General features: G+C 46.5%; 11 protein-coding genes and 1 pseudogene. 10 read left to right on the top strand and 2 right to left on the bottom strand.

The window, feature by feature from the left end; translation table 11 throughout:
* Positions 1 to 66 precede the first annotated feature (66 nt).
* Together ABY802_RS12785 and ABY802_RS12780 are read right to left on the bottom strand one after the other, a co-directional pair.
* Complete coding sequence (locus ABY802_RS12785) at positions 67 to 1,206, bottom strand: dicarboxylate/amino acid:cation symporter (protein WP_372627527.1); 1,140 nt, start codon at positions 1,204 to 1,206, stop codon at positions 67 to 69.
* Between the two features lie 98 nt (positions 1,207 to 1,304).
* Positions 1,305 to 4,187 carry an EAL domain-containing protein gene (locus ABY802_RS12780; protein WP_372627526.1) on the bottom strand — a complete coding sequence of 961 codons (2,883 nt, stop codon included), beginning with the start codon at positions 4,185 to 4,187 and terminating at the stop codon, positions 1,305 to 1,307.
* Positions 4,188 to 4,477: 290 nt separating this feature from the next.
* Here ABY802_RS12780 and ABY802_RS12775 point away from each other — a divergent pair, with 290 nt between their 5' ends.
* The 10 genes and pseudogenes from ABY802_RS12775 to ABY802_RS12730 all read left to right on the top strand — a co-directional run.
* Entirely contained in the window at positions 4,478 to 5,035 is a 558-nt protein-coding gene (locus ABY802_RS12775; RefSeq protein WP_372627525.1) for a DUF1439 domain-containing protein, read from the top strand.
* A 304-nt stretch (positions 5,036 to 5,339) separates the two neighbouring features.
* On the top strand, positions 5,340 to 6,107 hold the full coding sequence (locus ABY802_RS12770) for a DeoR/GlpR family DNA-binding transcription regulator (protein WP_372627524.1): 768 nt from the start codon (positions 5,340 to 5,342) through the stop codon (positions 6,105 to 6,107).
* 49 nt (positions 6,108 to 6,156) lie between these two features.
* Positions 6,157 to 7,986 carry a glutamine--fructose-6-phosphate transaminase (isomerizing) gene (glmS, locus tag ABY802_RS12765; protein ID WP_372627523.1) on the top strand — a complete coding sequence of 610 codons (1,830 nt, stop codon included), beginning with the start codon at positions 6,157 to 6,159 and terminating at the stop codon, positions 7,984 to 7,986.
* A 181-nt stretch (positions 7,987 to 8,167) separates the two neighbouring features.
* A pseudogene (locus ABY802_RS12760) lies at positions 8,168 to 8,778 on the top strand (EAL domain-containing protein).
* Between the two features lie 298 nt (positions 8,779 to 9,076).
* A complete protein-coding gene (locus ABY802_RS12755) occupies positions 9,077 to 10,294 on the top strand; it encodes a methyl-accepting chemotaxis protein (RefSeq protein ID WP_372627522.1) in 1,218 nt (405 codons plus the stop codon).
* 11 nt (positions 10,295 to 10,305) lie between these two features.
* The gene (locus ABY802_RS12750) at positions 10,306 to 10,674 is read left to right on the top strand and encodes a response regulator (protein ID WP_372627521.1); all 369 of its coding nucleotides are present in this window, start codon (positions 10,306 to 10,308) and stop codon (positions 10,672 to 10,674) included.
* A gap of 29 nt (positions 10,675 to 10,703) precedes the next feature.
* Positions 10,704 to 11,030, top strand: coding sequence for a lipid asymmetry maintenance protein MlaB (locus ABY802_RS12745; protein WP_372627520.1), 327 nt, complete (start codon positions 10,704 to 10,706; stop codon positions 11,028 to 11,030).
* An 18-nt stretch (positions 11,031 to 11,048) separates the two neighbouring features.
* Positions 11,049 to 13,247 (top strand): chemotaxis protein CheA, encoded by a 2,199-nt coding sequence (locus ABY802_RS12740; protein WP_372627519.1) that lies wholly within the window; start codon positions 11,049 to 11,051, stop codon positions 13,245 to 13,247.
* Positions 13,248 to 13,278: 31 nt separating this feature from the next.
* Positions 13,279 to 14,910, top strand: a complete 1,632-nt coding sequence (locus tag ABY802_RS12735) for a methyl-accepting chemotaxis protein (protein ID WP_372627518.1) — start codon at positions 13,279 to 13,281, stop codon at positions 14,908 to 14,910.
* A gap of 12 nt (positions 14,911 to 14,922) precedes the next feature.
* On the top strand, positions 14,923 to 15,386 hold a 464-nt coding region (locus tag ABY802_RS12730; protein ID WP_372627517.1), incomplete at its 3' end, for a chemotaxis protein CheW.

Below are 15,386 nucleotides of genomic sequence, written 5' to 3'. Positions count from 1 at the left end.
CAGGCGAAGGGCGAGTTGCTGTGGCGAGCCGGAACGGGAGTTGCAACCTGTCAGCCCTTTTCATAACTATTCAGCCTTATCAACCAGCACGGCAATGGCGCCATCACCGGTAACATTACAGGCAGTACCAAAGCTGTCTTGCGCCATATACAGCGCTATCATCATCGCTACGGCTGCTTCACCAAAGCCAAGCATCGAGCCTAACAGACCAACCGCCGACATCACCGCACCACCTGGCACTCCCGGGGCGGCCAGCATCACTACGCCTAAGGTCAGAATAAATGGCAGCATGGTTAGCAGAGACGGAATTTCCAGGCCATTTTGCATCACCATTACCGCCACCGCACAGCTGACGATAGTAATAGTCGATCCAGCCAAATGGGTGGTAGCACACAGTGGCACGGTAAAATCGGCAATATTTGGTTTTACGCCATTGGCTTTAGTGGCCTGCAATGAAACCGGAATAGTGGCCGCACTTGACATCGTGCCCAGTGCAGTAAAGTAAGCAGGCAGCATATTTTTAATCAGCAGCAGCGGCGATTTACCTGCTTTAATACCGGCAATACTATACAACACCAGGATCCAAACCCAGTGCAGCAGCAGCGCCAGAACTAACACGACACCAAAGGTTTGTAAGGTATTAAACACTGTGCCGGCGGCCGCCAACTGAGCAAATACGCCGGCAATATAGAAGGGCAGTAGCGGTATGATGACTTTTAATAATAATAGCTGGATGATATCGCGACCTTGATCCGACAACTGCTTAAGCTGCTGGGCTTGAGTGGCGGCAATACCCAAACCAAAAATAAAGGCCAGTGTCAGCGCGGTCATAATGCCAAATACCGGCGGAATATTCATTTCAATATAAGGCATTAAATTGGCCACTACGCCAGAGGATGTTGCGCCGCCAGTCGGTGCCAGCATTGGTACTACTATGGCGGCAACTAAAAACGCCAGGGTACCGGCTGTAATAGTCGATAAATAGGCAATGCCCAAGGTACGCCCGAGTAACTTGCCAGATTTTTGCGGTAAGGCAGCAATACCGCTGGTGATAAAAAACAAAATCAGCAGTGGAATGGTAAAAAACAATAACTGGCCAAACAGCGCTTTAAAGGTAATTAGAATTTGGGTAAGCCAGTGTGGGGCATACAAGCCGAGCAGCATACCCAGCACAATACCGGCTATCAGTTTCAGGATCAGTTGCATAGTGGATTCTCGTTTATTATTAGTTGTTATCTGGATCTGGATTTACCGGCCAGAGCATAACATAAGTGTTGGCGACCCGTCTGCAGATGGCAATCAGGTTAAAGTTCTGGCTTGGTATCCGTAATTTCAGAGCATGTCAGCATAGGTGCTGGTTTGCCAAATAAATACCCTTGAAACAGATTACAGCCCATAGCAAGCAACGCCTCATACTGTGCTTGTTGCTCAACACCCTCAGCTATTACCGTTAAATTAAGTGCTTCAGCCATAGCAATAATCGTCCTTACTATCGCAAAATCAGTATCTTGGGTAAGGAATTCCCGAACAAATGATTGGTCTATTTTTAGAATGTTAATAGGCAGGTTTTTTAAATAGGTTAATGAAGAATAGCCTGTACCAAAATCATCCAGCGAAAAAATTACACCCAACTGACTAAGTGAAATGAGTTTGTTTTTAGTCATTTCCAAATCGTCATGCAGCATGCTTTCTGTCAGTTCCAGCTCCAGCAAATGCCCGGGAATACCAACCTGAATGATAATGGACTCAACATTAGCGACAAAATCTTTTTGTACCAGCTGACGTTGACTCACATTAACAGCGATAGGCACCGGCCTATTTTGTATACAGTTTTGCTTTATCTGGTTGCAGGCGGTTTGCAATACCCAGTTCCCTATTTCTATAATTAAACCAGAGCTTTCTGCCAGTGGAATAAACACATCAGGTGATACCAGACCACGATCGGGATGCTGCCAGCGAATTAAAGCTTCGTATCCCGATAATTCGCCTGAAGTGTTTACTTTGGGCTGGTAATAAAGTGCAAACTGTTGCTGATCTAGTGCAACTTTAAGTTCTTGTTCTAATAGTTGGCGTTGCCTGAGGTCTTGCTGCATTTGCGGTTCAAAAAAGTACAACTGATTGCGACCACTCTCTTTCGAGTGATACATGGCTAGATCAGCTGATGACATTAATTCGTCAATTTCTTTACTATTGTCGTTAAACAAGGCAATGCCAATGCTGGCAGTAATATTATAGTTAAGGCCTTTTAATACGAAGGGCTGGCGAATTTCTTCTAGTAGTTTACTTCCGATAATTTCAGCATCCGATGCAGCATTGTTTTGCTGATTCGTTTGTAGTTTTGCTAATAAAATAAATTCATCGCCTCCGGGGCGCGCCAAGATATCGGAAGCTCTGATGCTAAACTGCAGTCGCTCAGCTAATTGGCAGAGCAAATCGTCACCGTAAGAGTGACCAAAGCTGTCATTAAGTCGTTTAAAATGGTCGAGATCAATAAACAGCAACGCAGCATATTCGTTATTGCGTCTGCACTCTGTTTGGGCATCGCTAATTTTTTCCAGTAACAGCCGTCGGTTAGGTAAATGCGTTAACGGGTCATAAAACGCCAGTTTATGAATACGTTGCTGATCCTCTTTAGCTTTGCTGATATCGTTAAAACTGCCAATATAGTGCGAAACTGCTCCGTTGCTATCTTTCAGGGTGTTTATTATTATCTGCTCTGGATACACTTCACCGTTTTTTCGCCTATTATATATCTCTCCACTCCAGACATCATTTTTATGGAGCATTTGCCATAGGTGGTTGTAAAAGCTGGCATCGTGTAAGCCAGAACTGAATACGGTAGGTGTTTTCCCAACGACTTCGCTTTCCTGATAGCCGGTGATATCGGTAAAAGCCGGGTTAACTCTAATAATGCGTTTTTCAGAATCAGTAATCATAATCGCTTCGCGGGTATGAAACGCCAGAGCGTTAATTTGCTCAGTAGCCTGAGCTTTTTTCTGTTCAGTGATATCACGCACCGCTAACACAAAGCGGGCAACACTCTCCTTCGTGCCTGGCTTTAGCGCGGCAATCACCTGAAACCAGCTAGGCTCCGTATCTTCGCCAATGGTCAGTGCATACTGATGCGCATCCGAGCAACCCTTACGACTATTTGCTTGGGCAATCGCGGTCATCGTGGCCCGGGTAACATGCTCAGGTAATACTTGCTGTGCTTGTAAGCCGATAAAGTGCTCTGGAGCCAGGTACAGCTTACTTTCAGGTTGGTAATAAACATGGTGAAAACGGCCGGTCAAATCGACATCAAATAATATATCTGGCACTGCTGCTAGTGTTCCAGCAAGGTCGGATTCTGACTGTTGTAACCTGGCATAAGGTTCTGCCAATGTTTCATGCACTAAAGCGCGATATAGAAATAACATGGATAACAGCTTAAGAATGTGACCTATTATGTTATAGCTGTCGCTGAACTCACTGTATAACGTGAAATAAAACTCGCTGAATATCATGCTGATAACCGCGGCTAACAAAGCCGGTGCATGAAATGGGCGTTCAGCTTGCCGAAAGTACAGTAAAAAAAACACTGTGATTACGCCAATTAGCATTACAGCATATTCGACAGCAATTTTAGCAGTTGTCAGGCCGTCACTTGGCGTATAAAACACCGGCACTAACTCTGGGTAAACAATAAACCACAGGTGGCACACCAACACGCTAACAATGGCGGTGAATAAAATCAGGTAATATTGACGAAAACCAGTATTGTTATCTGCAATAGGAAGTACCGCAAAACACAGTGCCAGAGCCGCGATAAAGCGCGCAGCGAGCCAAAAACTAATGGTTTTTTGGGTAGTATTTGCCGTGAAGTAATCAGGCATGCCCGGAAATGAAAGTAAATGGGCCAGATCCAGCCAGAAAATGGCGAAGAAGGCACAGGCGATAACCACGCCACGCCAGGTCATTTTTATATTTGCTTGCTGGTGAATAATGGCAAAAATCATTGCTGCAATCACAACAGCAAACACCTCAAACAAAGTATGTATTGGAATATAGGCTTGATGGCTAATAGCGGGGAGATGCAGGTTGAACAGTAATGGGCTAAAAGTAAAAAATGATAATATCAGTAGCAGCAAAGCAGTTTTGGCTTTAAAGGACAGTAATGTATCACCAAACAGTTTTGCACCAAGCATCAGTTCCATCTAATAAAAATTAACAATGACCTAAATTCAGCATAACTGCTTTAGATGTTTAATCAAGCTAATAACATACAGTATTTATCCTTAAACGCCGTTACTTTACGTTTTGCTGCTGGCAGATACTTTTAAAGTTTAATTAGCGGCAACTACTTATGTTTCACGTGAAGCATTTATTAATGCAGTTTTAGCGTCCTTCACCAGGCGTTTAATAACATCTTATTCAGGTTATACTAAGCTACAGCGGTTACAGTTTTACTCAGTTAAATGTTGTTAAAGGAAAATTTATGCGCCAAGTTATTGGTTTTATGATGCTGTTGCTTGTGGCAGGTTGTGCGCAGCTGGGCTCGTTATCGACTTACAATGTCAGTGAGGCAGATTTAGAGCAAATGTTAAGCTCGCAACTACCAAAACTGACGCGCCAAGCCAATGTGGCGGGTATTCCGCTGAAAATGGCGGTAGATAACATGCAGGTAGACATTGGCCCTGATAACAGTGATTTGGTGAGAATTAATACCGATGCGTCAGCTGTTTTATCTTTGTTTGGCTTAAGTTACCCAGCGAGTTTGCAGTTACAGATAGAAGGGGCGCCTTATTATGACGCGACGGAAAAAGCGATTTTTATCCGCTCGGTAAAGCTACTGGATTCCAGTATTGAAGCCGCCGGTTATCGCGGCAATTTAGCACCGGTAAGCAATGAACTGCTACAGCTGGTTAATGGCTATCTGGCGTCAAACCCGGTTTACCGGCTGGATCAAACCAACCCTACGGTTAAATTGCTTACTGCCGTGCCGGTAAATATGGCAGTACAAGATGGCAAATTGGCGTTTAGCCCTGGCCGTTAACAAGCTAAGGCAAAAAAAATCTGCACTGAATACATAAAAAAAGGGGGTAGCGTCAGCTACCCCGAAAGTGCAAGACAAGTAAATCAACGACCAGAGACGGCCTATCCTGGGCCAGTCTGTGTCAGTCCATGACGAAGAAGACTATAAACCAAGCTTTATTTAAATGCAAACAATTATCATTAAGATTTATCGTGGTGTTGCAGTTTTTTTGTTGCTATTTGCAGCACTCGCTTGCAATCTGCTACCAGATCTCTAAAATATCTTTCGATTCGAAACTTAACCGAAAGAGCTGACAAAAAAGCCGATGAATAAACGTAATACGCAGCAGCGGCGCCATCTTATTGTCAGTCAGTTGCAGCAACAAGGCGAATTGTCTGTAGAGCAACTTGCAGAGCGCTTTCAAACGTCAGAAGTTACCATTCGTAAAGATTTAACCGTGCTGGAGCAAGCAGGATTGCTGTTGCGACGCTACGGCGGCGCGGTGCCAGTACCGCAAGACTTTATTGCTGATTCTAGTTTCGAGAAAGTTTCAAAGCGAAAGCTGGCGATTGCCAAAGCGGCGGCCAGCCTGATTAAAGACCACTATCGAATCATTATCGACAGCGGCCGCACAACAGCTGCCTTATTGCCAGAGCTGGCGACCAAACAAGGTCTGGTTGTTATGACCAATTCGTTGGGAATTGCCAATGCCCTGCGTGAGCTCGAGAATGAGCCTACGCTACTGATGACTGGTGGAACCTGGGATCCGCAATCCGAGGCCTTTCAGGGCCAACTGGCAGAGCAGGTGTTACGGGCTTATGATTTCGATCAGTTATTTATTGGTGCCGATGGTATCGATCTGAGCCGCGGCACCACCACTTACAATGAATTATACAGTTTAAGCCGGGTGATGGCCGAATGCGCCCGCGAAGTGATTGTAATGCTGGAATCGGACAAGCTTGGCCGGAAAATTCATAATCTGGAGTTACCGTGGGGCATGGTAAAAGTTTTGGTTAGCGACGATGGCTTAAGTGATGCCGCCGCCGCACAGATCAGCGAACAAGGTGTAAAGGTGATTCGGGTTCACGCCTAAGGCTTTGCTTTGCCTGCAACGAATTAATTGATTATTTTGGAGAAAAATTATGTGTGGAATAGTGGGCGCAGTGGCGCAACGTGATGTGGTAGATATTCTGGTTGAAGGCCTGCGCCGCCTGGAATACCGTGGTTATGACTCGGCCGGTGTTGCTGTGGTAAATGACGCTGGTGAGCTAACCCGTCTACGCCGGCTTGGAAAAGTCAAAGAGCTGGCCGATGCGGTTGCATCAACGCCAACGGCAGGCGGCACCGGTATTGCCCACACCCGCTGGGCCACCCATGGCGAGCCGAGCGAGCGTAACGCCCACCCGCACGTGTCCAGCAATATTATCGTGGTGCATAACGGCATTATTGAAAACCATAACCCACTACGTGACGCGCTAAAAGCCAAGGGTTATGTGTTTACTTCTGACACCGACACTGAAGTTATTGCTCACCTGGTAGAAGAAGAGCTGAAAAGTACCAGCTCATTACTGGCCGCGGTACAAAAATCTGTAAAACAGCTGCATGGCGCCTATGGCACTGTGTTGCTGGATAAAACCGACAGCAGCCGGGTTGTCGTGGCGCGTTCTGGCAGCCCGCTGGTTATTGGTTTGGGCATTGGTGAAAACTTTATTGCCTCTGATCAACTGGCATTGTTGCCGGTTACCCGCCGCTTTATCTTTTTAGAAGAAGGCGATGTAGCCGAAATTACCCGCCACAGCGTCAGCATTTTTGATAAAGACGGTAAGGCAGTGGAGCGCGAAGTGCATGAGTCTACCGTCAGCTACGACGCCGGCGACAAAGGCCAGTACCGCCACTTTATGTTAAAAGAAATTTACGAGCAGCCGCATGCTATCAACAATACGCTGGAAGGTAGGTTGAGCAGTGAGTCTGTGCTGGATGAAACTTTCGGTAATGGCGCGGCCGAGCTGTTTAAAAAAGTGAAGCATGTGCAAATAGTGGCCTGTGGTACCAGCTATCACTCGGGTATGGTGGCGCGCTACTGGCTAGAGTCTTTAGGCGGTATTTCCTGTAATGTGGAAATAGCCTCAGAGTTTCGCTATCGCAAATCGTTTGTGCAGCCAAACAGCCTGCTGGTCAGTATTTCGCAATCGGGTGAAACGGCCGATACCCTGGCGGCACTGCGCTTAGCTAAAGAAGCCGGCTATATTGGCAGTTTAACCATTTGTAACGTGGCGGGCTCATCTCTGGTGCGTGAATCAGATTTAGCCTTTATGACCCGCGCTGGCGCTGAAATTGGTGTTGCCTCTACCAAAGCCTTTACCACCCAGTTGGTTGGCCTGGCGATGCTGACCCTGGCTATTGGTAAATACAATGGTTTAACGGCAGCAGCCCAAAAAGACATGGTAGCCGCACTGAAATCACTGCCGGCTAAGCTGGAAGAAACCCTGCAGCTGGCCGGTAACATTGAAAACCTGGCAGAAGAGTTTGCCGACAAGCACCACTCCTTATTTTTAGGCCGCGGTGATCAGTACCCGATCGCGATGGAAGGGGCGTTAAAACTGAAGGAAATTTCCTATATCCATGCTGAAGCTTATGCCGCTGGCGAGTTAAAACACGGTCCATTAGCGCTGATTGACGCCGACATGCCGATTATTGTAGTCGCCCCGAATAACGAGCTGCTGGAAAAGCTGCAGTCTAACGTGGAAGAAGTGCGGGCTCGCGGCGGTATTTTGTATGTCTTTGCCGATATCGATGCCCACTTTAAATCTGACGCCACCCAGCGCGTAGTGAACGTGCCACACGTCCACCCGCTGATCGCACCAATTATTTACACCATACCGCTGCAGTTACTCAGCTATTACGTCGCCATTATCAAAGGCACCGACGTTGACCAGCCGCGTAATTTGGCCAAGAGTGTAACGGTTGAGTGATTCAAATTTATTCTAATTTTGTAGATTATAAGTAAAGATAGCGAGTAAATAGGGGCTTTTTGAGCCCCTATCTTTATAAGTAGCTAACCAATGGCAAGTGATGGCGAGCAGGCGCAGGGGCTAGCGTTGTTGCTAATGAACAACATGCATTTGCAACTAAAACACGTTATATAATAATGTAATTGTTTCACCAGCCCACTTTATTCCCATTGTAGAAGAAACCGGCCTTATCGTAACGATGGGTAACTGGGTATTAAAAGAAGCATGCAAAACTTTGGCTCTTTGGGCGGCCAACCCCGCCAAAGCAGACCTGACTGTTACTGTTAATATAAGTGTGGTGCAATTTAGTAAGAAAGATTTTGTGCAAGTTGTGTTAAACACGCTTCAGATGACAGGCGCAAACCCGAAATACTTAAAGTTAGAATTAACTGAGTCGCTATTGGCAAGCAATGTACTCGATGTGAAAGCTAAAATGGAAGAATTTCAACAGCAGGGGTCACATTTTCGATTGATGATTTTGGTACCTGTTATTCCTCTCTGTCGCACCTCAAACGGTTGCCAATTAATCAACTTAAAATAGATCAAAGTTTTGTCCTTGATGTCATAAAAAGCACAAATGAGCGTGCTATTGCTCAGGCCGTTGTCACATTAGCCTACTCAATGAATTTAGATGTTATTGCTGAGGGTGTTGAGACCGAAGCGCAGCGTGCGCAATTAAATACTATGGGGTGTTACGCTTATCAGGGCTATCTTTTCGGCAAACCATGTGCGCTTAACAAATTGGAGATATAACTAATATTTAGCACCTAATAGGTTAAAGATTTCCGTACATGAACTAGCTACTCGCATTTTTTAACTTGCAGTTATTGCTTGGTTGCATGTTATCTACTGTATTTATGCGGTGTTTTTTCCCTGTTACCTTGACGGATCAAATGTTGTTGACCAGACTAAATCAACAATATGGCAACGTATTTTGTTCATTCTGCTTGAAAATGTAGTCAACTTAGATTTTCAGCTTTGCTTTGTCGCCAGCTAAACTTGTTATCTCTATCTGGATACTGCTCTTAACCATTAAGGAAGGATCCTGCTCATGCACGACAACAATATTGGTCTTGAGAAAAACCAGTTGGACAAGTCTCTCTTTTGCTGGCCAGTGTTAGCACAAACAGTTTTTTCTGGATTGCTGCTGCTTGGATTCGCCGGTATTTCGCTTCTATCTGTGTTGGCAACAGGTGCGTTACTGATTAGTGGTTTTGCTACTTCATTTTGGGTAAACCGTGATCAGCGCAAGCTGGAAGCTGAAGCTGCCAACAAGGCAGAGTTAGTGGCACAGAGCCAAGCCGAGCAGGCGCATCAGAACCTGTATGATAGCAATTTGCAGCAGCTTTTTATAAAGGCGATGCCAATCTGGACTACCCAGATTGAAAGCTCCCGCAGTCAGACCGAAGACGCCATTGTTGAGCTTAGTACGCGTTTCTCGGGACTGTACACCAAACTCGAAAATGCCATTGCGGCGTCTGAACCCACGGCAGATGCAAAAAAAACAGGCGGCAAAAGCGAAGCTATTCAGGCGATGTCTTACAGCCAGGCTGAACTCACCCGGGTCATTAATTCACTGAAATCAACACAACGCAGCAGAGATGAGATGCTGGCGCAGGTTACCAGCCTGACCGGCTATACCGACCAGCTACGTGCGATGGCAACAGAAGTGGCTGCAATTGCCCAGCAAACTAATTTACTGGCACTAAATGCGGCAATAGAGGCGGCACGTGCCGGTGAGTCTGGCCGAGGTTTTGCTGTAGTGGCCGATGCCGTGCGAACCCTATCCAGCTTATCAAGCGAAACCGGCCAGAAAATGTCTTCTACCGTTGATATTATTAATACGGCTATTACCAAAGTGGTGAAAGTCGCTGGCAGCGCAGCTGACACGGATAAGCAGGCGGTTGCAGAGTCAGAGTCGAGTATTCAACAGGTACTCGATCGCTTTGAGAGTGTTACCCGGCATATGGCTGAATCAACCGAACAATTAAAGCAAGAAAGTAATGAAATACGGGAAGAAATTTCTGACGTTTTGGTGGCGTTGCAGTTTCAGGATAGGGTCAGCCAGATTGTGTCCCATGTCCGTGACAATATAAATGCACTGCACCAACAACTAGAGCAATGCAAACAGCAGCCTGAACTGCGTGAGCAGCTAGACGCAGACTCTTGGCTAAAACAGATGGAGCTTACCTACGCCACCGATGAGCAGCGAAGTAGCCACTATGGCAAGGCTGGAGTGGCGAAAGAGCATGAAATTACTTTCTTTTAGGAGGCAGCTGCATGGCAAAAACGATATTGGTGGTTGACGATTCAAGTAGTGTTCGGCAAGTGGTCAGTATGGCACTAAAAAGCGCCGGCTATGATGTCATTGAGGCGTGTGATGGCAAAGATGCTCTGGCTAAGCTTTCCGGGCAGAAAGTGCACCTGATGATTAGCGACGTCAATATGCCGAATATGGATGGGATTACTTTTGTCAAAGAGGTTAAGAAACTACCGGCATACAAGTTTACGCCCATTATTATGCTCACCACAGAGTCTCAGGAAGCTAAAAAGATGGAAGGTCAGGCTGCTGGAGCTAAAGCCTGGGTGGTAAAACCATTTCAACCGGCGCAAATGCTGGCAGCGGTATCGAAGCTGGTATTGCCATAATTTAAAGTTGCAATGACAGGAAGATACCTATGACGATCAAATTTGACGCCTCGGGGTTTACACCTCTGTTGGTTATCGAAGGGGAACTGAGTATTTATACTGTAGCGGAACTTAAACCTCAGCTTTGCAGGCTTATCCAGCAGCATAACGATATAACGCTTGATTTGTCAGCCGTCAGTGAAATAGACGGTGCCGGTTTGCAACTGCTGATTGCCGCCAAGCGGGAGGCTGCTGACTATCGTCATTCGTTGCACCTTAATAACCATAGCCCAGCAGTACTTGAGGCATTAGATTTATGCAATATGGCCGCGTTTTTTGGCGATCCGTTGATTATTCCGGATAGACGACATGGCTAATTACAGCAGGAGCCGGCTATGAACATGGACCAGGCATTACAAACTTTTATTGCAGAGGCCAATGAACTTTTGCAGGACATGGAGTCGTTGTTGTTGCAGTTAGAAAACAACCCCGAAGATACTGACACTCTTGGTGCAATATTTCGGGCAGCGCATACTGTTAAAGGATCGGCTGGTTTATTCGGGTTGGATCTGATTGTTAGTTTTGCCCATGTGGTTGAAGATGTGCTGGATAGATTACGTGCCGGCGAAATCGCAGTCAGTCGTGATCTGGTTGCGTTGTTATTAGAGTGCTTTGATCATCTTCAATATCTGGTTGAGGTGGTTGCGGTGCAGAGCAACGAGCCTGATGCAAATGCGAAGGTCCGGGAAACCGCGTTGCGTCAGCGTTTACAGTTATATCGCAGCACACCGCTGGCAACCGTAGCTAACCAAAGCATTGATAAAATGGCTGATGAAAACCCCGGTCACTTTGATTTATGGCATATATCAGTGCGGTTTGGGCCTGAAGTGTTTCGGAATGGCATGGACCCACTAGCTTTTCTGCGTTACCTCAATAATCTTGGCAGCATTAAGCGCATTACTACTCTGTTCGATGGCATGCCGGAACTGACACAGTTGGATCCTGAGTCTTGTTATCTCGGATTTGAAATTGACTACCAGTCCGACGCGAGCAAAGCAACGATTGCTGAAACCTTCGAATTTGTCCGGGATGATTGCCAATTACATATTTTACCGCCACACAGTAAAACAGAACAATTTATCGACATGATAAAAAGTTTGCCAGAGGAGACGAGTTTGCTTGGTGAGTTACTGGTAGCAAGTGGCGCTATAACTCAGCAAGAACTGGATAGCGCATTGCAGCTGCAAGAGAATGCACCTTTAGCCTCTGTCGCAGCTCCGATAGGCGAGATACTGGTAGAGCAACGTGCGATAGAACCCGAATTAGTGCAGGCTGCATTGGATAAGCAAAACCAGATTAAGGATAGCAAAAGCAAAGAAAGTCGTTTTGTCAGGGTAGATGCTGAAAAACTGGACGAACTAATTACTTTGGTGGGGGAGCTGGTGATTGCCGGCGCCGGAGCTGGTTTATTAGCCAACGCCAGCAAAGATGAAGCACTTCAGGAGGCCGCATCGACCGTGTCGGCGTTAGTTGAAGCCATTCGTGATGGTGCATTACGGCTTAGAATGGTTCCAATCGGGGATACGTTTAACCGTTTTCAGCGTGTGGTAAGAGATGTTAGCAACGAATTAGGTAAAAGTATTGAGCTTAAAATCAGTGGTGCCGATACCGAGTTGGACAAAACGGTAATTGAAAAGATCGGTGATCCGCTGATGCACCTGTTACGCAATGCGATGGATCATGGTATTGAAGCGCCAGCAATTAGAGCGGCTGCTGGCAAGTCTGGTACCGGTGTACTTCGGTTAAATGCATTTCATGATTCCGGCTCAATTGTGATCGAGATAACCGATGATGGTGCGGGTTTAAATCGTGATCGTATTTTGCAAAAAGCCATAGAGCGAGGCTTAGTATCAACCGATGCGCAGCTGTCGAAGCAGGAAATTAATAATCTTATTTTCGAACCCGGTTTTTCTACCGCTGATACGGTCACTAATTTGTCTGGCCGCGGTGTGGGCATGGATGTGGTGAAACGTAATATTACTGCGCTCAGAGGTACGGTAGATTTACAAAGTGAGCCGGGGCAAGGTACGACCGTCAGCATTCGTTTGCCGTTAACGCTAGCCATTATCGACGGTTTTCTGATTGGGGTTAGCCAGGCCAGTTATGTGGTGCCGCTGGATATGGTGCAGGAATGTATTGAGTTGCCTGATAAAGAGCAGCGTAGCAGCGAAATAAGCCAGTATATTAATTTGCGCGGAGAGGTGCTGCCTCTGATATTTTTGCGGGAATATTTCTCTGCCGGCGGCAGCGCTGGCCGGCGCCAAAATGTGGTTGTTGTGAAAACTGCGACGCAAAAAGCCGGGCTGGTAGTGGATGAGCTGCAGGGCGAATTTCAAACTGTTATTAAGCCATTAGGCAAATTATTCAGCAAATTACATAGCATTAGTGGTTCGACCATACTGGGCAGTGGCGAGGTAGCCCTGATCCTGGATGTACCTGCGTTAATTCATCAGCTGACCGGCTCTCAATCACAAATTCAAAATCATCCACAAGCACGGCTTGACGTGAAACCTTTACCAATTCTTCGACATTAATTTGGCACTGTGAAAAAAGAAGGGATTTAACATGAAATGGTTTTATGATTTGAAAATTGCCACAAAATTAATCAGCTCTTTTTTGGTGGTGCTGGCGCTGACGGCTTTTATTGGTGGTTTTGCCATTACCCAGTTGGCGCAGGTGAATAAAGCGTCGACCGATATGGCAACAAACTTTATGCCGTCGATGCGGGCCGCCCAAGCCATGCGCTTTTATATTTCACAGTATCGGTTGCGCGAAATGCGGCATTTGTTAGCAGAAACCAATGCCGACAGAGCAACACTCGAACAGCAAGCCGACACAATGGTTAAAACGCTGCAAGAGCATCGGCAAACATACGAAAAGCTGATAGCAAATGATGATGAGCGTCGACTATACGACACCTTTATAGAGAGTTGGGCAAAGTATCAGGGGGTCAGTACCCGCTTGCTTGATATTTCCCGCCAAAACCTGATGGAGCAGGCCAGAGACCTTTTGGCCGGAGAGTCTAAGCAGGTATTTGATCAGGTCTCCGACAACATTCAGCAGATGGTTGAGTTTAATGATAAAGGTGCCAATGAGGCCAATAATAAAGCGGAAGAGCTATATGATGAAGCAAGGCTGGCAATTGTTATTGTATTAATTGCGTCATTGCTGATTGGTCTGGCGTTAGCGATGTTTATTGCCCGCATTATTTCCCGACCATTGATTAGCGCAGCACAAGTGGCTGGTCAGCTGGCTGATGGCGATTTGACTGCTGAAATTGAGGTAAGCTCAAAAGACGAAACCGGAACATTGATGTTAGCCATGCAAAATATGGTGGCCAAGTTAAGCCAGATTATTTCTGATGTGCGTAACTCTGCCGATAATCTGGCCAGCGCCTCAGAAGAAGTGAGCGCTACCGCCCAGTCAATGAGTCAGGCAACCAGCGAGCAAGCTGCCAGCGTGGAAGAAACCAGTGCTTCTATCGAGCAAATGAGCGCCAGTATTAATCAGAATACCGAAAATGCCAAAGTCACCGATGGTATGGCCAGCAAAGCCGCTAATGAGGCCACTGAAGGTGGCGAGTCGGTACAGCAGACCGTGGCCGCGATGAAGCAAATCGCCCAGCGGATAGGTATTATTGATGATATTGCCTATCAGACTAATTTATTGGCATTAAATGCGGCTATAGAAGCGGCCAGAGCGGGCGAGCATGGCAAAGGTTTTGCAGTGGTAGCTGCCGAGGTACGAAAATTAGCTGAACGCAGTCAGGTCGCCGCGCGGGAAATTGGCGAACTGTCTTCAAGCAGTGTTGAGCTGGCTGAAAAAGCGGGGCGATTGCTGGATGCGATGGTGCCGTCAATTAATAAAACCTCAGATTTAGTACAAGAAATCAGTGCCGCATCTGAAGAGCAGGCGTCAGGAGTTGGCCAGATTAATAGCGCCATGAATCAGCTTAATCAAATAACCCAGCAAAATGCGTCCAGCAGCGAGGAGCTGGCAGCGACATCAGAGGAATTAAGTAGCCAAGCCGAGCAGTTGCAGCAAACCATGAGCTTTTTCAAAATTGAAGGCTCTGCTGCGGTGACAGGCAGAATACCCGTGGTAAAACCGGCTAAAAACCAACCTGCTTTTAAGCCAAGCCGCTCTAAACCCAGCACAACCATGAAAGCTGATGAAAATGAATTCACACGTTTTTAACCGGAGGTTGTAATGGGTAGCATGCTTACAGTTGACCAACGCAATAAGGCCGCAGATGAAGAGGCGCAATATCTGACGTTTCAGCTGGCTGGCGAAATGTTTGCGATTGGTATACTGCATATAAAAGAAATTCTTGAATATGGCAATCTGACCACAGTGCCGATGATGCCGTCTTTTATTCGCGGCGTAATTAACTTACGCGGCGCGGTGGTGCCGGTTGTTGATTTGGCTGCCCGGTTTGGTCGCAACGCATCTGACGTTACCCGCCGCAGCTGTATTGTCATTGTGGAGGTAGAGGTTGATGGTGGTGTGCAGGATATTGGTTTAATGGTAGATGCCGTATCAGCGGTACTGGAAATTCCCGGTAGCGAAATTGAACCTGCCCCTGGTTTTGGCGCGCGGATCCGGGCTGACTTTATTAGTGGTATGGCAAAAGTAGAGGGTAAATTTGTAATTTTGCTTAATGTCAGCAAAGT

Origin of the sequence: Arsukibacterium sp. (assembly GCF_041616895.1) — a bacterium.
Lineage (GTDB): Bacteria > Pseudomonadota > Gammaproteobacteria > Enterobacterales > Alteromonadaceae > Alishewanella.
Note: the sequence above shows the minus strand (reverse complement) of the source record. Positions and strands in the feature narration are given on the sequence as shown.

Coding starts and splice junctions, on each gene's coding strand:
- ABY802_RS12745 (WP_372627520.1), top strand. CDS start 10,704: ATGACGATCAAATTTGACGCCTCGGGGTTTACACCTCTGTTGGTTATC.
- ABY802_RS12735 (WP_372627518.1), top strand. CDS start 13,279: ATGAAATGGTTTTATGATTTGAAAATTGCCACAAAATTAATCAGCTCT.
- glmS (WP_372627523.1), top strand. CDS start 6,157: ATGTGTGGAATAGTGGGCGCAGTGGCGCAACGTGATGTGGTAGATATT.
- ABY802_RS12750 (WP_372627521.1), top strand. CDS start 10,306: ATGGCAAAAACGATATTGGTGGTTGACGATTCAAGTAGTGTTCGGCAA.
- ABY802_RS12755 (WP_372627522.1), top strand. CDS start 9,077: ATGCACGACAACAATATTGGTCTTGAGAAAAACCAGTTGGACAAGTCT.
- ABY802_RS12740 (WP_372627519.1), top strand. CDS start 11,049: ATGAACATGGACCAGGCATTACAAACTTTTATTGCAGAGGCCAATGAA.
- ABY802_RS12780 (WP_372627526.1), bottom strand. CDS start 4,187: ATGCTTGGTGCAAAACTGTTTGGTGATACATTACTGTCCTTTAAAGCC.
- ABY802_RS12775 (WP_372627525.1), top strand. CDS start 4,478: ATGCGCCAAGTTATTGGTTTTATGATGCTGTTGCTTGTGGCAGGTTGT.
- ABY802_RS12785 (WP_372627527.1), bottom strand. CDS start 1,206: ATGCAACTGATCCTGAAACTGATAGCCGGTATTGTGCTGGGTATGCTG.
- ABY802_RS12770 (WP_372627524.1), top strand. CDS start 5,340: ATGAATAAACGTAATACGCAGCAGCGGCGCCATCTTATTGTCAGTCAG.